General features: G+C 67.5%; 16 protein-coding genes. 7 read left to right on the top strand and 9 right to left on the bottom strand.

The genetic code is table 11. The features are described 5' to 3' along the window. The first annotated feature begins 282 nt into the window (after window positions 1-282). Complete coding sequence (locus tag CKO31_RS22530; protein WP_200241869.1) at window positions 283-966, top strand: TetR/AcrR family transcriptional regulator; 684 nt, start codon at window positions 283-285, stop codon at window positions 964-966. 129 nt (window positions 967-1095) lie between these two features. Here CKO31_RS22530 and CKO31_RS22525 read toward each other — a convergent pair whose 3' ends face one another. The 5 genes from CKO31_RS22525 to CKO31_RS22505 all read right to left on the bottom strand — a co-directional run bounded on the left by CKO31_RS22525 (window position 1096) and on the right by CKO31_RS22505 (window position 5871). Further along, window positions 1096-1527 carry a gamma-butyrobetaine hydroxylase family protein gene (locus tag CKO31_RS22525; protein ID WP_200241867.1) on the bottom strand — a complete coding sequence of 144 codons (432 nt, stop codon included), beginning with the start codon at window positions 1525-1527 and terminating at the stop codon, window positions 1096-1098. A gap of 136 nt (window positions 1528-1663) precedes the next feature. Further along, window positions 1664-2713, bottom strand: coding sequence for a ferrochelatase (gene hemH, locus CKO31_RS22520; protein ID WP_200241864.1), 1050 nt, complete (start codon window positions 2711-2713; stop codon window positions 1664-1666). A gap of 225 nt (window positions 2714-2938) precedes the next feature. Continuing rightward, window positions 2939-3490 (bottom strand): hemerythrin domain-containing protein, encoded by a 552-nt coding sequence (locus CKO31_RS22515; RefSeq protein ID WP_200241861.1) that lies wholly within the window; start codon window positions 3488-3490, stop codon window positions 2939-2941. A gap of 162 nt (window positions 3491-3652) precedes the next feature. Next, window positions 3653-5437: a potassium channel family protein gene (locus tag CKO31_RS22510; RefSeq protein ID WP_200241850.1), complete on the bottom strand. Its 1785-nt coding sequence runs from the start codon at window positions 5435-5437 to the stop codon at window positions 3653-3655. A gap of 50 nt (window positions 5438-5487) precedes the next feature. Continuing rightward, on the bottom strand, window positions 5488-5871 hold the full coding sequence (locus CKO31_RS22505) for a DUF6394 family protein (RefSeq protein ID WP_200241847.1): 384 nt from the start codon (window positions 5869-5871) through the stop codon (window positions 5488-5490). Between the two features lie 184 nt (window positions 5872-6055). On the opposite strand from CKO31_RS22505, the gene CKO31_RS22500 reads away from it, so the two are divergent. Further along, window positions 6056-6964, top strand: a complete 909-nt coding sequence (locus CKO31_RS22500) for an alpha/beta fold hydrolase (RefSeq protein ID WP_200241846.1) — start codon at window positions 6056-6058, stop codon at window positions 6962-6964. A 16-nt stretch (window positions 6965-6980) separates the two neighbouring features. Here the strand turns inward: CKO31_RS22500 and CKO31_RS22495 are convergent, their stop codons facing one another. The 3 genes from CKO31_RS22495 to thrC form a co-directional block, all read right to left on the bottom strand. Beyond that, window positions 6981-7244, bottom strand: coding sequence for a hypothetical protein (locus tag CKO31_RS22495; protein WP_200241844.1), 264 nt, complete (start codon window positions 7242-7244; stop codon window positions 6981-6983). A 143-nt stretch (window positions 7245-7387) separates the two neighbouring features. Further along, complete coding sequence (locus tag CKO31_RS22490; protein WP_242475594.1) at window positions 7388-9097, bottom strand: hydroxymethylglutaryl-CoA lyase-like TIM-barrel protein; 1710 nt, start codon at window positions 9095-9097, stop codon at window positions 7388-7390. A gap of 144 nt (window positions 9098-9241) precedes the next feature. Further along, window positions 9242-10627 carry a threonine synthase gene (gene thrC / locus CKO31_RS22485; RefSeq protein ID WP_200241843.1) on the bottom strand — a complete coding sequence of 462 codons (1386 nt, stop codon included), beginning with the start codon at window positions 10625-10627 and terminating at the stop codon, window positions 9242-9244. A 580-nt stretch (window positions 10628-11207) separates the two neighbouring features. Between thrC and CKO31_RS22480 the strand changes: the two genes are divergently transcribed. The 5 genes from CKO31_RS22480 (at window position 11208) to CKO31_RS22460 (ending at window position 17679) form a co-directional block, all read left to right on the top strand. After that, window positions 11208-11462 (top strand): DUF4212 domain-containing protein, encoded by a 255-nt coding sequence (locus tag CKO31_RS22480; protein ID WP_200241841.1) that lies wholly within the window; start codon window positions 11208-11210, stop codon window positions 11460-11462. A 14-nt stretch (window positions 11463-11476) separates the two neighbouring features. Next, complete coding sequence (locus CKO31_RS22475) at window positions 11477-13276, top strand: sodium:solute symporter family protein (RefSeq protein WP_200241839.1); 1800 nt, start codon at window positions 11477-11479, stop codon at window positions 13274-13276. Between the two features lie 240 nt (window positions 13277-13516). Next, window positions 13517-15382, top strand: a complete 1866-nt coding sequence (locus CKO31_RS22470) for a putative nucleotidyltransferase substrate binding domain-containing protein (RefSeq protein ID WP_200241837.1) — start codon at window positions 13517-13519, stop codon at window positions 15380-15382. A gap of 89 nt (window positions 15383-15471) precedes the next feature. Beyond that, window positions 15472-16149 carry an exonuclease domain-containing protein gene (locus CKO31_RS22465; RefSeq protein WP_200241835.1) on the top strand — a complete coding sequence of 226 codons (678 nt, stop codon included), beginning with the start codon at window positions 15472-15474 and terminating at the stop codon, window positions 16147-16149. Window positions 16150-16821: 672 nt separating this feature from the next. Further along, window positions 16822-17679 carry a sulfurtransferase gene (locus CKO31_RS22460; RefSeq protein WP_200241832.1) on the top strand — a complete coding sequence of 286 codons (858 nt, stop codon included), beginning with the start codon at window positions 16822-16824 and terminating at the stop codon, window positions 17677-17679. Between the two features lie 235 nt (window positions 17680-17914). Here the strand turns inward: CKO31_RS22460 and CKO31_RS22455 are convergent, their stop codons facing one another. Continuing rightward, window positions 17915-18985: an alcohol dehydrogenase family protein gene (locus CKO31_RS22455; RefSeq protein WP_200241830.1), complete on the bottom strand. Its 1071-nt coding sequence runs from the start codon at window positions 18983-18985 to the stop codon at window positions 17915-17917. Between the last annotated feature and the right edge of the window lie 270 nt (window positions 18986-19255).

Raw genomic sequence — 19255 nt, 5'->3', positions numbered from 1 at the left:
TGGGGGCGGCGGGGGTTTGGTTGTTGGTGCTCAAGGCTCGTGACCGCTGCTCGTGTGCATGATCTGCCGCGGCCGCTGGCGAGGCCGCAGCGGCGGGCCGACATCTCGTTGATTCTACACCAGGCGGGCAGCGGGGCCCACGCGCATGGCAGCGGCGGGCACCGTGGCGGCGCGCTCGGCCCGAGCGACCGGCACCAGCGCCCGCCGGCGGGCGTGCCGCCGCGAGTCGGCGGCGCCTTGGGTTAAACTGACGGGCTCCACAAGCGCACCGGGAGTACGGCCTTGGCACAAAAGGCGGCAGAATCGGCTGCCGGCGGCACGCGCGAGCGGCTGCTCGACGCGGCGCTGGAGGTCTTCGCCGAGCGCGGTTACGAGGCCGCCACCATCCGCGAGATCTGCAGCCGCGCCGGTGCCAACATCGCCGCCGTGCATTATCACTTCGGCGACAAGCGACGTCTCTACGAAGCCATCTACGGCACCCTGTTCGAGACACTGCGACGGCGTCGCACGGATTTCCTACCGCCCGATGCGCCCCCGGCCGAGCGCTTGCGGGTCTACATCCGCGCGCTCTTTGAAGAGATCTTTTGCTGCGCCGGCAACACCGAGCGCCAAGTGCAGCTCAGTACCATCTATCTGACGGAGATGGCGAGCCCGAGCGAGGTATTGGACCGCATCGTCACCGAGCACCTGGAGCCCGATGCCCGGGAGCTCTACAGCATCGTCGGCGAGCTCATGGGGCGCAGCCCGGATGATCCGCACACCATCGACTGCGCGGCAAGCGTCGTGGGGCAGGTCCTCTACTACCATCATGCGGGCCCCATTATCAGCCGGCTGCACCCGGATCGGCCGCCGGTGCCGGAGCGCCTCGACCAATTGATCGAGCACGTCTGGCACTTCGCGCTCGGCGGCATCGAGCGCAGCATCACTGTGGAGTGCAGCACCACTGGGGGCGGGGCTGGTCCCTAATGCGGCACAGTCTTCGGTTGTCGAATGCCCGTTTTGGGATCAACTGAGTTTGGGCCGGAACCGGAGCCGGAACCAGGGCCGGAACGGGGGCAAGAATGGGCCACGGCGGCGGCCGCCGCCCGGCATCTGTCAGGTCGCGGGCTCCGCGGGCAGGACCGCCGGCTGCTCGCCGCGTGCCTGCATGGCCTCGAAGGGGTCTTCAATCGAGCGTTTGCGGCCGACCTCCGCGAGGCGGGTCAGATAGTCCTGCCACAGGGGCTGCCATCCCCGACCGAGCTTGTACAGATACTGCCAATCGTAGAGTCCGGACTTGTGGCCGTCGTCGAACACGATCTTGACGGCATAGCTGCCGACTTGCTGCAGGTCGCGGATGTTGACGTACTCTTTGCCCACCTGGAGCTTGGCCTGGTCGGGGGTATGGCCGCGCACCTCCGCCGACGGCGAGTACACCCGCAGATACTCGCAGGGCAGACGGAAGTGGGCGCCATCGTCGAAGGCGATCTCCAGTACACGCGCGGACTGGCTCAGCTTCAGCTCGGTGGGGAGGGGATTCTTGTCCATGGCTCTCATGCAGCGGCACCGGCTCGGCGGCCGGCGCCCGCGTTGGTGTTCGGTGGCTCGATGAGCAGGCAGGTGCGGACGCCGACCGCGGGTTGCAATCGCCCGCCGGCGGTTGCGGCCCGCGCACGGCCGGGCATCACCAGTCCTCGGCGACGCCGGTCATCTCCGGCCAGCCGCAGGCGTGGCGCTCCACCAGGCCCAACATCATTTCCAGATGGCGGGGATCGTCATTGAGACAGGGGATGTAGTGATAGTCCTCGCCGCCGGCCCCAAGGAAATACTCGCGATTCTCCACGTCGATCTCCTCCAGCGTCTCCAGGCAATCCGCGGAGAAGCCCGGCGCGATCACGTGCACCTGCTTGACGCCATCGGCGCCCCAGAGCTTGAGGGTCTCGTCCGTATAGGGCTGTAGCCATTCATCCCGGCCGACGCGGGACTGGAAGGACACCAGCCAGCGGTCTTCCGGCAGGTCCAGCTGCTCCACCACCATCCGTGCCGTCTTGTGGCAGTGGCAGTGATAAGGATCACCCGCCATGAAATACTTCTTCGGGATGCCATGGAAGGAGAACAACAGCCGCTCAGGCTCGCCGTGCTCGTCCCAATAGGCGCGGATGCTGTGGGCCACCGCGTCGATGTAGTTGGGATCATCGTGGTATTGATTGATGAACCTGAGCTCCGGCAGCCAGCGCCAGGTACTGAGCTCGTCGGTCACGGCATCGAACACCGAGGCCGTGGTGGTGGCCGAATACTGCGGATAGAGCGGCAGCACCAGCAGGCGGCGCACATTGGCCTGCTTGAGCCGCTCCAGCGCCTCCGACACCGACGGGCGTCCGTAGCGCATGCCGAGCTCCACCCGCACCCCGCTCCCGAAGCGCGCATCCAGCAGCGCGCGCAAGCCGTTGGCTTGGCGCTGGGCGACGTCGAGCAGCGGAGAGCCGCGCTCGGTCCAGACGGATTGGTAGGCGCGCGCGGAGCGGCTCGGGCGCACCCGCAGGATGACGCCGTGCAGCACCAGCCACCAGATGGGCCGCGGCAGCTCGACGACCCGCGGGTCGTTTAGAAACTCCCCCAGGTAGCGGCGCACGGCCGTCGGTGTCGGGGCATCGGGCGTGCCGAGGTTCAGCATGAGCACGCCGAGACTCTCCGGGGTACCGTGCTCGAATCCGGGTACGTTCTTGTATCGCATGATATGGCGGACGTCAGGTTTCCCTGCCTACCGTGTCGTCAGGGGGTGTGTGGGGACGGCGTGGACCGGCGGCGGTCGACGCGCTGGTGACAGCGCCGCTGCGTTGCTGAGTAAGGTCGGGGCGGACTCGGCGCAGACAATGTGCCGGCCGAGCGAATCCGGGCAAGCGGCTCGCTCATGTCGGGCGGGCGAGCTTGGCCGCAGCGGCCTACCCCGCCGCCGGCGTCACTGGCGCATCTCGGCCTGCAGCTGCCCGTAGAGGGCGCGGAAGCGCTCGGGGTCGGCCTTGCCGAAGACCGGATCATCGGCGGTCGGCGCCTGGGCCTGAAGCTCCGCCCAGTCCGCACCGCTGAGCACCTCCCGGGCGATGGGGAAGGCCTCCTCGTCTTCGAGGCGCATGTGCTCGCGCAGCGTCGCCAGCAGCTCGCGCCCCTGCTGCTCCACCTCGTCTCGGGGCAGGACCTCCTCGTGGACGATGCCCTCCAGGGATTCCTTGAAGCGGCGATTGAGCTGGCCCAGGGACTCGTGCTGGAGCATCAGCCGCCGCAGGACATCATGGCCCTGCCCCGGCCGCGCCAGCAGGCGCTCGAAAATCAAGTCCTCGCTGGGGTGGTGGACCTGATCGGCATAGTCGATCATGTATTCCAGAAGCTCGCACATGAGCTCGTAGTCGGGCTCCGAGCCGTCGTGGAAACGGTCCAGCATGCCCTCGAGCATCACCATCAGGTGCGCGAGGCGGCGGTGGTCCTCGGCGAGTCGGTCCAGCAAAGCATTCATGGCGACCTCCGGGTTTTAGGGCGGCGGCTGCGCCGGGCGGGCCGAGCCACCGCATCAAGAGCCGACCATATGACAGCGGCGAGGGGGATTCAAACACCCGTTGCGCGACGTGACGAGGCCGTAGTCGCTCAGGGCCGTGGATGGTCGCCCGGGGTCGCCGGCTCAAGCGCCGTCATCACCATCCACCGGGGCCTCACGACTTGGCTGCTCCGACGACGTGGCACTGCCGTCGCGGGCCTCGCGCCGCCGGCGCCGCAGACGCAGCAGCCACTCCCAAACAATGCCGCGCGGTGGACTCGCGCCGTGCAGCACATAGGTGAGTGCGTGAACGTTCTGCAGGGTCCACAACATGCTGGAGCGCGCACCACTACGGCCACAGAACAATAGCTCGTCGCCCTTGCGCAGGCGATCGCTCGAATCCGGCAACAGGGTGCGGCCGTCCTCGCGGCTGCGCATCAGCACGATGGCCGGAAGCTTACAGCCACGGTCGCGCGGGTCGCGCAGTAGGTCCTCGATCTTCGGCAGCGGCTCGTCGTGGCGCAGCCGCATCAGCGCATAGGCGTCCTCGGCGTCGATGCGCACCTGCCAAACGTCGGGCACTCTGTCGTGCACCAGCGCGGCGATGCGATCGATGAGCTCGCAGGCCCAAGCGTCGCTCTCGAAGCGGGCATCGTGCACGAACTCCGTCAACAGCGGCGTCCCCAGCAGCATGCGGATGCGGTGCGCAACGATCAGGCTCGGGTGCATGATGATGTCTGCGTCCACGGCATCGAACAGCTCCCGGTTCATCAGCTGATTCTCCCGCAGCACAGTGAAGAGCCCCGGATTCAGGGCCTTCGCGGTCATGACGATGCTGAGATTGTTGGCGTCGTTGTCCGTGCCCGCGATGACCCCGACCGCGCGATGGATCTCCGCCTGCTCCAGGGTATCGGCCTCCGTGCCCGGCCCGTGCACCAAGGTGCAGTCGGGCTTGCCCGTGCGCTCCGGATGCGCCTCGATCACCACCAGCTCGATGTCCTGTTGCTTCAGATGGTTGTAGAGCGCTTTGCCGAACCGCCCGTAGCCGCAGATCACCCAGAGTCCGTAGGGCGGCGGATGGGCCGCCTCCTGCAGGGCGCTGCCGCGCAGCTCGCCGAGCCAGTCCGACAAGAGGGTCAGACACGGCGCCTGGAGCGCCGTGGCGAAATACAGCGCAAAGGTATCGAAGGGGTCGTAGATATGATCGGTGCCGAACGACGCCATATTGGCCTCGACCGGGTGCGAATCCGCCCGACAGATGACTGTCGCACCCGGGTGCAGCAGCTTCGCGGCCAAGGCGATTCGCAGATTGACGTCGTTGTCCGACGTGAGCGCCAGCACGCCCCGGCAGTTCGGCCGCCGCAACCCCGCCAGCAGCAGACTGTCCGGGTGACGCACGTCGGCGCACAGCGCCGGGACGTACTCGCGCAGGCTCTCCAGCTTCAGTAGGCTCACACGCTCTGCGTTGCTGTCTAGCACCACGGCGCGCTGGCCGCGGTCCGTCAAGGCCCGAACCAGGCCGCTGCCGGTCTGGCCATAGCCGCAGATCAGGTAGAAGGGGTCCGGGATGTTGCGCACCCGGCTCCCGAAGCGCCGCTCCTGCATGGCACGCTGCAGGGTCTTGTCCTGCAACAGCGCGATCAGGGAGCCGATCGAATAAAGCCAGACGATGACCGTCGCGTAGATGCAAAAGGTCACCCAGATGCGCTGCGCCCCGGTGAACGCGTGCGGGATCTCGCCGTAACCGATGGTCGTCGCCGTATAGCTGATGAAGTAGAGGGCCTCGAAAAAGCCGAGGTGCACGGGATTGCCTGCCGCGTCCTCGCCGGGGATGACGACCAGCCCCGCCATGGTCACGGCATAGGTCACCAACAGCGCGAGCAGCGGGGCCCGCATGCGCCGGAAGATCAGGAAGACGATGTTGTCCATGGCCTACGGACAGCTGGATCGGATGAAGGCCAAGTCGCCCCGGGTCACGGTCAGCGACGCAGCACCACCGTCTCGACAATCAGCAGCACCACGGAGACGGTATTAGCCACCACCGCACCCACCGCCAGGGACACCACGCTCGCCAGCGCATTGGGCGTGAAGCCCGCCGCCGTGCCATGCACGGCGATGGTCCAGACCAGCGCGCCGGCGATGAGCTGCAGCATGGCCACCAAGCTTGTCGCCAGGAGGACAGCCCCCATCTGTGTACGGTCACCCAGCTTCAACACGGTGGCAATGGCGTTGACCAGGAACACCGCGGCGAATTCCCAGACATGGTGATGACCCGGCTCGTCGATCTCGCCATAGACAAAGCCGACGTTGAGGGTCAGGGCCAGCAGGATGAAGAAGCCGAAAACGACCTTTTCCGGATTCACCGATTTACTCCCATGGCAGGACGCGGCGGGGTCCGCGCCCGTTGGTCAGCACCCGCGCGCTGCGCGCGCGATTTGTGGACGGCATCGCAAGCCGCAACGCCGAGCCGACGCATAATCCACGCAAGGGCCGGGCGATTGCAACCAGGGCCACGGCCAGCGCGCACAGGCCAAGGGAGATAGCAGCATGAAACAACAGCGAACCCGATCCCGGACCGGCAGTGTCACCGCGCCCTTGCCGCCGGCACTCACTGCCCCGCTCGCGGAGCTGCACAGCCGGCGAGCCGGGCGCATTGCCTACTATGCCGACGAGGACGGCGACGGCCGACCGCTGTTGCTGGTGCACAGCATCAACGCGGCACCCAGCAGCTTCGAGGTCAAGCCGCTGTTCGAGCGCTTCCGCGGCGAGCGCCCCGTCTATAGCATCGAGCTGCCCGGGTTCGGCCAGTCCGAGCGCAGTGACCGTGTCTATTCACCGGCCCTTTACGCGGATGCCATCGCCACCCTGCTGGAGCAGGTCATCGGCACAGCGGCGGACGTGCTGGCACTGTCGCTGAGTGCGGAATTCGCCGCCCGCGCCATGCTCGCGGCGCCCGGGGCCGTGGCCTCGCTGGTGCTGGTCTCGCCGACGGGCTTCAGTGCCCGCTCGATGCCGGGCCCCGGCGCGGGGCGCATGGTCCATCGGGCCCTCACGGTCGCGCTGTGGCGGCAGCGGCTCTTCGACTTGGTGGCGTCCAAGCCCAGCATCCGCTATTACCTGAACAAGTCCTTCATGGACACCGCGCCGCAGGAGCTGGTGGACTACGCCTATGCCACCGCCCACCAGCCGGGGGCGCGCCATGCGCCGCTGTATTTCCTCTCCACCCAGCTCTTCACCCAGGATGCCCTGACGGCAATCTACGCCAAGCTGACGGAGGTGCCGGTGCTCGTCATCGCCGACCGAGATCCCTATGTCACCTTTGAGCGTCTGCCGGACTTCGTAGCTGCCCGACCGAACTGGCGCTACGAAACCCTGGCGCCGCACATGGGCCTGCCGCAATGGGAGCACCCTGAGGCCACCTGTCAGCTGCTCGAGGGCTTCTGGCGCGGGGATTGAGTTCGCGCGCCGGCGATCAGCCCCCGCCCGAGCGGCGCCCGAGCAACAGCGCCACGCCCAGGTACAGGGCACCGCCGACCACCAACGTCAGCTCCGCGGCGAGAAACCAGAGGACAAACAGAAAGGCGACCTGTCCCCATTGCAGGCCGTCGCCGCTGGCAGCGGCCACCTCCCCGGGTGTCTGATGCAGGAAGGTAACGGCGGTCATGATGACGGCGATCATCGCCGACCAGGCCATGGAGATGGCGAGCAGGGAGGGGACTTTGGCGGTGCGGGACATGGCTTCGGCTCGGTGTCTGGTAGCAAGCGCTAGCAGCGCGGCGTGGGTGGTCTGCGGGTCAGACTGCCTGGCGATGGCTCGCACAGAGCGGCGATGCTCCCGACAGCCTGCGCCCCAGGGCTCTTGGATTGATTTGGCACCGATCAGGCGACGTGCTGCGCAGCGCCTGCGGGCTCGTGGCCCGCTCCGGCGGCCCCGTCGGCCTCGTTGAGGGACCAGTGCACCACCAGGTTCAGCATCCGCATGGTGGCGTTGATGGATGCGAACACCTGGTTCGCATGCACGCCGCGGGTCTTGAACTCGCTCTGGCGCTTGGCTGTCGATCCCGCCGCGGCGCCGCTGGCGTCACGACCTTGCGGATACCCGGGCGCCTCGCTGCCGGGCGCGGTCGCCGGGCCGGGCGCCGGCGGTGCCGCAGAGCCGCCACCACGATGGGCCCAGGTGATGGTGCACTCGGTCAGTGCGTCGGTGCGCCCGCCCTTGGGAATGCGCACTTCGTAGTCCACCAGCCGCGGCAGGCTGAGGTCGGCGCGCTGAGTGATCTCGGCGAGGGCCTTGTTGAAGGCGTCGAAGCCGCCGTTACCGCTGCCGGCGGCGGTATGCACGGTCTCGTGCAGGCGCAGCTTGATGCTGGCGGTGGATTGCAGGCCCAAGCTGGAGGAGACATTGCAGGCGAGGAGCTCCGCGTGGTTGTAGTCGCTGGAGTCCAGCACCTCGGCGATGATGAAGGGCAGATCCTCGAAGGTGATGCGCTTTTTGGAGTCGCCGAGCTCGACGATGCGCGCCAAGACCTTGCGCTGCTGCTCGTCGGAGAGCTGCACACCGAGGCGCTCGAGGTTCTTGGCCAAGGAGGCCTTGCCGGCAAGCTTGCCGAGGGCATACACCCGCCGGCGGCCGAAGCGCTCGGGTGACAGCCGGGTTGCATAGAGCCCGCCCTTGTGGTCGCCGTCGGCATGGATGCCGGCGGTCTGGGTGAAGACGTCTTCACCGACGATGGGTGCGTTGTCGGCGATGCGCTTGCCGGAGAAATATTGCACCAGCTCGCTGGCGCGCGCGAGGTGCTGCTCATCGAGACCGAGGTCCATGCCGAGCTGATCGCGCAGGTTCACCACCACCTCCGCCAGCGACGCGTTGCCGGCGCGCTCGCCCAGGCAGTTGACGGTGCAATGCACACAGGCGGCACCCGCCTGCGCCGCGGCGACCACATTGGCCGTGGCGAGCCCGTAGTCGTTGTGCGGGTGGAAATCGAAGCGGCAGTCGGGGAAGCGGCGGCTCATGTCCATGACCGCGGTGAAGACGCGCTCCGGTGTCATCACGCCCAGGGTGTCCGGCAGCATGAAATGGCCGACGCCGCTGTCGCAGAGGCGCTCCAGCAGAGCATAGACATAGCCAGGATCATCGGCGTAGCCGTTGGACCAGTCCTCCAAGTACAGGTTGACCGCGAGGCCGCGCTCGCGCGCCAGCGCCACGTTGCGGCGGATGTCTTCGGCGTGACTGTCCAGAGTCTTGCGCAGCTGGGTTTCGCAGTGCTTGCGGCTGCCCTTGGCCAGCAGGTTCATGACGCTGCCGCCGGCAGCCTGGATCCAGTCGATGCTCTTGCCGTCGTCGACGAAGCCGAGCGCCTCCACCCGGCCGTCCAGACCCTTGCCCCGAGCCCAGTCGACGATGCGCGCCACCGCCGCCTGCTCGCCCCGGGAGACGCGCGCCGAGGCGACCTCGATGCGGTCCAAGCGTAATTGCTCCAAGAGTACCTGCGCGATCTGCGCCTTCTCGTCCGGCGAGAAGGCGACGCCCTGGGTCTGCTCGCCGTCGCGCAGCGTGGTGTCGAGGATCAGGATCTGCTCGGTGCTCATGGTCTCGATGTCCGGCCGGCTACCCGGCCGCTTGGGGGTCTCTCTCCTTGCGCCAGCCACGCGGGCAGCGGCAGCGGTCGCCGGGCCTGCGCTGGGGCGCCTAGGCCGGTTGCCGGCGCCGTCGGCGTGCACTGACGCACAAGCTCAAGCGGCGGGCAGCGCGGCGTCGATGTGCGCGCGCAGCGCGGCGTCGCTCGCGTCCAGCTCGGTGCAGCGCACCGGCTTGTCCATCAGTCCAGTCAAGGCCGGCGGCGGCGGCGCCTCACGGCCGATGGCTTCGCGCACGGCCTCGTTGAATTTCGCCGGATGCGCCGTGGCCAGCACGATGGTCTCCGGCGCGTCCTGCGAGGCAGCGGCGCCCACGGCCGTATGCGGGCAGAGGATGTAACCGCTGGCCTCGAAGGTCGCACGGATCTGCGCCAGCGTCTCGGCGTCGCTGACGGCGGCGGCGGTGAAGTCGGCCCGCACCTGCGCCAGGCGCTCGGGCTCGATGGTGAGCGCGCCGGTTTGCTCCAAATCCGCCAGCTTCGCGCACACGGCCGCAGGATCTCGATCCAGCAGATAGTACAGGTAACGCTCGAAATTCGATGCCACCTGGATGTCCATGGCCGGGCTCAGGGTATGGAACACCTCGCCCTTGGCGTAGACGCCGTCGGCGACGAAGCGCGTTAGGATATCGTTACGGTTGGTGGCGATGACCAGGCGTTCCACAGGCAGCCCCATGCGCCGGGCGAGATAGCCCGCGAAAACATCGCCGAAATTGCCGGTGGGCACCGCGAAGCTGACCCGGCGCGCCGGGTCGCCGCCGGTGCTGCGCCCCCAAGCATAGAAGTAGTAGACCGTCTGCGCCAGAATCCGCAGCCAATTGATGGAGTTCACGGCGCCCAGGCTGTGCCGGGCCTTGAAGCCCAGATCCCGGAACAGGGTCTTCACCAGGTGCTGGCAGTCGTCGAAGGTCCCGCATACGGCGATGTTGTGGACATTGGCATCCAGCACCGTGGTCATCTGGCGCTCTTGCACCGGCGAGACGCGTCCTTTGGGGTGCAGAATGAAAATGTTGATGCGCGGCTTGCCGCGCACGCCATAGATGGCCGCGGAGCCCGTATCGCCCGAGGTGGCGCCGAGGATGTTGAGCTGCCCCCCGTCGCGCTCCAGCAAATACTCGAACAGGTTGCCCAGCAGCTGCAGTGCCACGTCCTTGAAGGCCGCCGTCGGCCCGTGGAAGAGCTCCAGGTAGGTGCGCCCGGCGGCTTCCCGCAGCGGCGTCACCGCCGGGTCCGAGAAGCCGGCATAGGACGCCTCGATCAGCCGCGCGAGGTCGTCGCGCGGGATCTCGTCGCCGATGAAGGGGGTCATCACCTCCAGCGCCAGCGCCTGGAACGGCAGCTGCGACCACGCCCGCAGCGTCGCGGCATCGACCTGCGGCAGCTCGGCCGGGACCAACAGGCCGCCGTCGGTGCCGAGCCCCATCATCAAGGCTTCGGCGAAGCCCACGGGGGCGACGCCGCCACGGGTGCTGATGTATTGCATGAGGCCTCTCGCTTGCGAGTCGCACGGGCGCGGGCCCGCGGGCCCGGGTGAAACGCTAAGCCGCCCAAGTTAGGCAAATCCCGTGACCGGCGCAAGCGCAGCACCCGCCGGGATCTGCGCCCGGGCACGCCGCTGGCGTGACGCCGCTGCGCGCAAACGCCGCCGGGCGCGCCGGTCGAGCCGCCAACCGGACTCAACGCTACCCCCGCAGACCACTCCCGGCGCCTGGTCCCGCGCCTGGTCCCGGCGCCTACGCCCGACCGAGCGCCTGTGCTGCGCTGGCTCGGCTGCCCGGGTCTTAACCGCCGCGATATCCCACTAAAACAATCATGATTATTGCTTCAGCCGCTCGGGCTTACCGCGGTTTCTCGTTGACACTTCATGAGTGGCGGCAACACAATGCGCCGGCAGCCATGACCCCGCAGTGTGCGTGGTCATGGACTATGACAACAACGCTGAGGGGTCGCGCCGGCCAGCCCGCGCGCAGTGATATTTCGCGTCGGGTCGCCGCCGACGGCCGCCCCGTCGACCGTCCACATACACCCAACCGATTCCTGTCTCAGAGGGAGGGACAACAAAGGTGACACCCGAAAAACGCGCCGCCTATTGGAAGGCGAATGTCCGGCTCTTGGTCATTCTGCTCTTCATTTGGTTCATCGTCTCGTACGGCCTGGGCATCCTCCTGGTCGAGCCGCTCAACACCATCCACCTGGGTGGTTATCCGCTGGGCTTCTGGTTCGCGCAACAGGGATCGATCTACGCGTTCCTAGTGCTCATCTTCGTCTATGCCGGGGCCATGAACCGGCTAGACAAGAAGTTCGACGTGGACGAGTGAGGGGAGCCTGACACATGACCAACCTCGACATCTGGACCTATTCGGTCGTCGGCTTCACCTTCGCCCTCTACATCGGCATCGCCATCTGGGCCCGCGCCGGCACCACCGGCGAATTCTATGTCGCCGGCAAGGGCGTGCACCCCGTGGCCAACGGCATGGCCACCGCCGCGGACTGGATGTCCGCCGCCTCCTTCATCTCCATGGCCGGTCTCATCGCCTTCGAGGGCTACGGCGCCTCGGTGTTCCTGATGGGCTGGACCGGCGGCTATGTGCTGCTGGCGCTGCTACTGGCGCCGTACCTGCGCAAGTTCGGCAAGTTCACGGTGCCGGAGTTCATCGGCGACCGCTACTACTCGCAGACCGCGCGCATCGTCGCCGTCATCTGCCTGATCCTGGCCTCCATCACCTATGTCATCGGCCAGATGAAGGGCATCGGCGTCGCCTTCTCGCGCTTCTTGGAGACGAGCTACGAGATGGGCCTATACATCGGTATGGGCATCGTTGCCATCTATGCCGTGCTCGGCGGCATGAAGGGCATCACCTATACCCAGATCGCCCAGTACGTGGTGCTGATCATGGCCTACACCATCCCGGCCATCTTCATTTCGCTGGCCCTCACCGGCATTCCACTGCCCCAGATCGGCCTCGGCGGCAACTACGCTCCCGGGGATGGCACGATGACGCTGCTCGGTAAGCTGGATCAGGTGGTAACGGACCTCGGGTTCAGGGAATATACAACCGCGGTGATGGGCAGTACCTTGAACATGTTCGTCTACACGCTGTCGTTGATGATCGGCACCGCCGGCCTGCCCCACGTCATCATCCGCTTCTTCACGGTGCCGAAGGTCAAGGATGCCCGCTACTCCGCCGGCTGGGCCCTGGTGTTCATCGCGCTGCTCTACACCACGGCCCCGGCGGTCGGCGCCATGGCGCGACTGAACCTCATCGACACCATCCAGATCGGACCGGTGGGCGCCGAGGACGGTAACCTGCTCTACGAGGAGCGCCCGGAGTGGTTCAAGAAGTGGGAGACCACCGGCCTCCTGCAGTGGGAGGACAAGAACGAGGACGGCCGCATCCAGTACTACGACGACACCAATCCGGAATTCGCCGAGAAGGCGCAGTCCTTCGGCTGGGAAGGCAATGAAATGGTCACGGTCGACCGCGACATCATGGTGCTCGCCAACCCGGAGATCGCCGGCTTGCCCAACTGGGTCATCGCCCTGGTGGTTGCAGGTGGTTTGGCAGCCGCACTGTCGACCGCGGCCGGACTGCTCCTGGCCATCAGCTCCGCCATTTCGCATGACCTGCTGAAAGGGGTCTTCCTGCCGGGGATCTCGGAGAAGAACGAGCTCAGGGCCGGGCGTATCTCGATGATCTTCGCCATCATTCTCGCCGGCTACCTCGGGCTCAATCCACCGGGCTTCGCGGCGGGCACGGTGGCCATCGCCTTCGGCCTGGCGGCGTCGAGTATCTTCCCGGCGCTGATGATGGGCATCTTCATGAAGAAGATGAACAATGCCGGCGCCATCGCGGGCATGCTCTCCGGCATCACGGTGACCCTGCTGTACGTGTTCCAGCACAAGGGCATCTTCTTTGTCCCCGGCACCGACTTCCTGATGCCAGAGCTGGGCATGGGGGAGGACTGGTTCTTCGGCATCTCGCCGAACGCCTTCGGCGCCGTCGGTGCGCTGGTGAACTTCGTCGTCGCCTTCATCGTCGCCGCCGTCACCGCACCACCGCCGGACCACATCCAGCACCTGGTGGAGGACGTGCGCGTGCCGCGCGGCGCCGGCGAGACCACCGGTCACTGACCCCGGCACTGACGACAATCCACTGACCTTGAAGCCCCGCGCACGCGGGGCTTTTTTTTGGAAGGGGTCTGCCGATCCTACGCCCGGCTCCGCGTTGCCAAGGTGGCCGGGACGCATGCCGGTGCAGGCGGCGCCGACGGTATCGACGCACCCTCGGAAGCGTGCCCCGCGGCGGGGATTGCGTTATGGTGCGCCGGTCCCGGCGGCGGTACGTGCCGGCTCCGCAACGACGAGGCAGCAATGGACGTCGAGCTCATCGAAATCCGCGAATTCCTGGCGAGCAATGCGCCCTTCGACCGCCTCCCGGATGCTGCTCTAGACGCCCTGCCCCAGCGGCTCTCGGTGCGCTATTTGCGCCGCGGTACGGCCTTCCCGCCGGACGATGACGACACGCCCTGCGTCTATATCCTGCGCCGCGGCGCCGTCGAGCTCCGCGACGACGACGGCAACCTGATTGGCAAGCTCGCCGAGGGCGATCTCTGCCCGTCGCCCTGCGGCAAGGGTGCACCCAATATGGCCGGCCTGTCCGGACAGACCGCCGAGGACACCCTCGCCTATCTGCTGCCCTGCGAAGAGCTGGACCGGCTGCGTGAGGCCCATGCCGAGTTCGCGCAACACTTTGATACGTCCGTGTCCGACCGGCTGCGTCGGGCTTTGGACACCATGAAGGACGACGCCGCCGGCACCGCGCTGATGACGGTGCGGATGGGCGACCTGCTGAACCGGCCCTTGGTGCAGGGCGGACCGGACATCAGTATCGAGCAGGCCGCCCGCATCATGAGCGAGGCCCGCGTGTCCTCGCTGGTGCTCACCAATGACGATCGCCTGCTCGGCATGGTTACCGACCGCGACCTGCGCAACCGCTGCATCGCCGCCGGGGTGTCGCCGCAGGAGCCGGTGAGCGGCATCATGACCGAGCGTCTGCATACGGTGCGCGCCGACACCCTCGGCTTCGAGGCGCTCATTACCATGTCGCGGCTCAACGTCCACCACCTGCCCGTGCTCGACGAGCACGGCGTGCGCGGTGTCGTGTCGACGTCGGACCTGGTGCGGGTGCAGAGCGCCAATGCCGTCTACCTGGTGGGCGACATCCACAAAGCGGATTCTGTGGAAACGCTCGCGAGCATCAGCGGGCGCCTCACGGAGCTCCAGATCCAGCTGGTGCACTCCGGCGCCACCGCGAGCCAGATCGGCCAGGCCATTACCGCGGTGACCGACGCCATCACCATCCGCCTGCTGGAGCTCGCCGAGGCGGAGCTCGGGGCGCCGCCGGTACCCTACTGCTGGATGGCCGGCGGCTCCCAGGCGCGGCGGGAGCAGTCTTCCTACTCCGACCAGGACAATGCCCTGCTCATCGCCGACCACCTGAAGCCGGAGGACGATGCGTACTTCAAGACGCTGGCCCGACGGGTCAACGATGGCCTGGATGCCTGCGGCTACATCTACTGTCCCGGCGAGGTCATGGCCAGCAATGACAAGTGGCGCCAACCGCTGAAGATCTGGACCAAGTACTTCAACACCTGGATCAAGCGCCCGGAGCCCATGGCGCTCATGCTCTCGAGTGTCTTCTTCGACCTGCGCCCCATCCACGACCCGGAAGGGCTCTTCGGCGAGCTCGCCGAGCGCATCCATACCATGTCGAAAAAGGAGAGCATCTATATCGCCTACATGGCCGCCAATGCGCTCAAGCACCGCCCCCCGCTCGGCTTCTTCCGCAAGTTCGTGCTGATCCGCGGCGGCGAGCACGACCAAACCTTCGACATCAAGCACCGCGGCATCGTGCCCGTGGTCGACCTTGCCCGCGTCTATGCCCTCTCCGCCGGCCTCGACGAGATCAACACCATCGAGCGCCTGAAAGCAGCCGGCGCGTCCCGCGCGCTGAGCAGCGACGGCGCCGCCAACCTGGTGGACGCCCACGAATTCATCGGCACCCTGCGCATGCGCCATCAAGCCGAGCAGCTCAAGCGTGGCGAGATGGCGGACAACTTCCTGTCGCCGGAGGAGCTCTCGCCGCTGGAGCGCGGCCATCTCAAGGACGCCTTTGCGCTTATCAATACCATGCAGGACTCCTTGGGGCAGCGCTACCAGGCCGGACGCTTCGCCTGAGGTCTTCTTGCGGTGTCGCCCGCCGGCCGTCAGCCCACCGCCGGGTCCGGCGAGCGCATCCACCGACCCCGCCACCGGCCCGGGCGCACATGAGCGGCTTTCTGCTGGAGCAGCGCCGGCGCGCACGCTTCAGGCGCCTGGACGAGTGCCCGCTGCGGGAGTATTTCGCCTGGCCCTTCCCGCGAGCCAGCCGCGACTATCGCGACGTGGAGTACGTCGCCGTGGACCTGGAGACCACCGGGCTCAATCCGCAAGAGGATCAGATCCTGAGCATCGGCTGGGTGGTGCTGACGGGTAATCGCATCCGGCTCGCTACGGCCCGGCACCGCTTGGTGAAGGTGGAGGGCGAAATTCCCGCAGAAAGTGCCGTGATTCACCAGATCACCGACGACGAGGCCGCCGGCGGGCTGGAGCTCGCCGGCGTGCTGCCGGAGCTGCTGTGGGCGCTCTCGGGCAGGATCCTCATCGCGCACCACGCGCGGATCGAGATCGGCTTTCTCGGCTCCGCCTGCAAGCGCCTTTGGGGGCAGAGACTCCTGGTGCGCGCCGTCGATACCCAGGTGGTCGCACGCCGGCTGTTGGAGCGCCGCCATATTCCCTTCAAGGGGTCGGACCTGCGCCTGCACGCCCTGTGCGAGCGCTACAACCTACCGCGCCATGGCGCCCACAACGCCCTGAGCGACGCGCTCTCGGCCGCCGAGCTGTTCTTGGCCCAGGCGGCCCACCGCGACAGCGGGCATGGCATGAAGCTGGCCGACTTCCTATGAAGCCTGGGCTCGGATGCCGAAGAGCGCTGGTGATCGGTCAGCCTCAAAAAGTTGGGCCGCACACCCCCCGGCGCCGGCCGATCGATTCGGCGCCGAGGAGTGCGCGGCCCAAGCCCGTCAGCGGTGCATGCCCGCGGTTAGCGCCGCCCCCGCTGCGCTAGCCGCAGGCTGCACCGCGTCGAACCCCAATATCTGTGAGCGTCGGTCACCCTTGCGGACATGATGTGCTCATCCTGCCATTGTACCTTTAACGCCACAAACCGAGCCTTCTCTCATCCGTGATGAGCCAATGCAACCCTGCCCGCAAGCTGCTGCTCGCTACCGCTGCTTTGTGTCGAGGCTCCAAGCGGCTTACGAACTGCAAGCTGCCGGCGACCGGAGCCGCGTGAGACCATGCTGTCGTTTATGCTCGACAGTGTAGCCTATAAATCGCACTTCACGGGCAGGTCCGGCGGATCTGTGGCCGCTTTTGTCGCGCAACCCCCACGCTCGTGCGTCGACAGGCATGAGATCCAACCGGTTGGGCACCTGCGGCTGCGGCGTCCATACAGCCCTGGCCAGGCGCAGGGCTCGGGCCCTGCGTCATCATCAAGCAATCGCCGCCGGCGCCGCTGGACTGGGCTAGGCTGGACGCGGCTGGGGTGACGAGGGCTGGACCCGGGAGACACGCAGATGACGACGAACAATCCATTGCCATCGCTTCTGGTCTCCGCCCAAGCGTTGCGGGCGCGGCTCGGCGACCCCCGGCTTGCGCTTTTCGACTGCCGTTTCTCGCTGGCCGACCAAACGGCCGGCGCCCGCGCCTATGCCGCCGGCCACTTACCCGGGGCCCTCTATGCGCACCTGGACGCCGACCTCTCCGGCCGGGTCACGGCCACCACCGGCCGCCATCCGCTGCCGGAGCCGGCACGCCTCGCACACTGGCTCGGCGCCTGCGGTGTCGGCACCGGCACCGAGGTCGTCGTCTATGACGACATGGGCGGCGCCTTCGCCGTGCGGCTGTGGTGGCTGCTGCACTGGCTCGGGCACACCCGCGTCGCGCTGCTGGACGGCGGATTCCAGGCTTGGCAGGCCACAGGCGGCGCCCTCACCACCGAGGTACCCGAGCCGACTCCGACCTCCTTCTGCGAGCAGCCGAACGAGACCCGTTGGATCACCACGAACGCCCTGGCGGCGGCACTGCCGAGCACAGCAGTGCAGGTCATCGACGCCCGCGCCCCCGAGCGCTTCCGCGGCGAGCAGGAGCCCATCGACCCGGTGGCCGGCCACATCCCGGGCGCCATCAACCTCCCTTTCACCGGCAACCTCGATGCCGACGGCTACTTTCTGCCGCCGGAGGCCCTGCGCGCGCGCTTCGCCGGCGCGCTCGGCGACACCCCGCCGGCACGAGTGGCCCACAGCTGCGGCTCCGGCGTCAACGCCTGCCACAACCTGTTCGCGATGGAGCTGGCGGGGCTTTCAGGCTCCCGGCTCTACGCGGGCTCCTGGAGCGAGTGGATCCGCGACCCCGGGCGGCCGGTGGCGGTATGAGGGAGTCGCAGGTGCAGCGCACCGGCCGGCCTTGGCGGAGTGCGCCGAACCTGCGTGTGGGAGCGGCATCCCCGCCGCGACACGAACAGCCGACGCCCTGGAAGTCATCGCGGCCGGGAGGCCGCTCCCACAACGCCTGATCATCGCGGTGCTGGAGCATCAGGGCCGGCGCGACGGCGTTAGGCGCCGTCGCGATCAACACTCCTGCTGCTTGGCGCGACGAACGAAGCCCGGATCAACCCTCCGCTGCAACCCTGAGCACCAGCTTACCCACGTGGCGCTTCTCCAGGAACGCCGTCTGCGCCGCGGCGATGTCCGCCAACCGGAAGGTGGCGGCCACCAGGGGCTTAAGCCGTCCCTGCGCAATATAGCCCACCAGCGCCGGGAAGACTTCGGCATCCAGCGCCGTGCAGCCGAGCAGGGTCAGGTCCTTCAGGTACAGCGTGCGCAGGTCCAGCGTGACCCGCGGGCCGGCGATGGCACCGGAGGTGGCATAGCGCCCGCCGGGCCGCAGCACCTCCAGCAGCGGCGGGAAGGCCTCACCCGCCACCAGATCCACCACCACATCCACGCTGCCAGCACCCAGCGCCGCCGCTGGCTCGTCGTCGCGGGACAAGGTGCGCACCGCGCCCAGCGCCCGCAGCGCATCCGCCTTGGCCGGGCTGGTGACGGCAATCACTTCCGCACCGCGCAGCCCGGCGAGCTGGACGGCCGCGGAGCCGACGCCGCCGGAGGCGCCGGTGATCAGCACCCGCTCGCCGGCGGCCAGCCCGGCGCGGTGCAGCAGGTTCTCAGCGGTGGAATAGGAGCACGGAAAGGACGCCAGCTCCACGTCCGTCAATGGGCTGTCGACGCGATGCGCATGCCGGGCAGCCACCGCCAGATATTCTGCGAAACCGCCATCGCACTCGGAGCCCAAGTACCAGGGCGGGTCCAGCGGCTGCCCGCCCGCCTCGCGCAGACAGGGCTCGACGATGGCCCGCTCACCGACCCGTGTGGCATCCACACCGTCGCCGACCCCGACAATCCGCCCGCAGACGTCGATACCCTGAATACGCGGGAGATCCAGCGCCTTGCCGCCCCAGCCGGCGTCTTCGGCGACGCCCTCCTCGCCAGGCTCGTGGCGCTTGGAATACCAGCCGATGCGGGTGTTGATATCGGTGTTGTTGACGCCGGCGGCACCGACGCGGATCAGCACGTCGCCGGGGCCCACCGCCGGCACCGGCAAGTCCTCCCGATACTCGAGCTTGTCGAGCCCGCCGTGACCGGTGAGCAGGACGCCGCGCATGGTCGTTGGCTGTTGCATATCGAATCTCGATCCGGCTCATGTAAAGATGCGAAAGAAAACACCCCTGCGATCACACCGGAAGCCGACCGAGCCGCGCCCCCGCACCGCGCACTCCGTACTACGCACCGAGCACTCCGTACTACGCACCGCGCACCCCGTACTACGCACCCCACACCACGCACTTCCCGCACCGCGCACTACGTACCCCGCACTACGTATCCGCACCGCGCACCCCGTACTCCGTACTCCGTACCCGCACCGCGCACCCCCGCACTACGCACCGCGCAC

Origin of the sequence: Thiohalocapsa halophila (assembly GCF_016583825.1) — a bacterium.
GTDB lineage: Bacteria > Pseudomonadota > Gammaproteobacteria > Chromatiales > Chromatiaceae > Thiohalocapsa > Thiohalocapsa halophila.
Note: the sequence above shows the minus strand (reverse complement) of the source record. Positions and strands in the feature narration are given on the sequence as shown.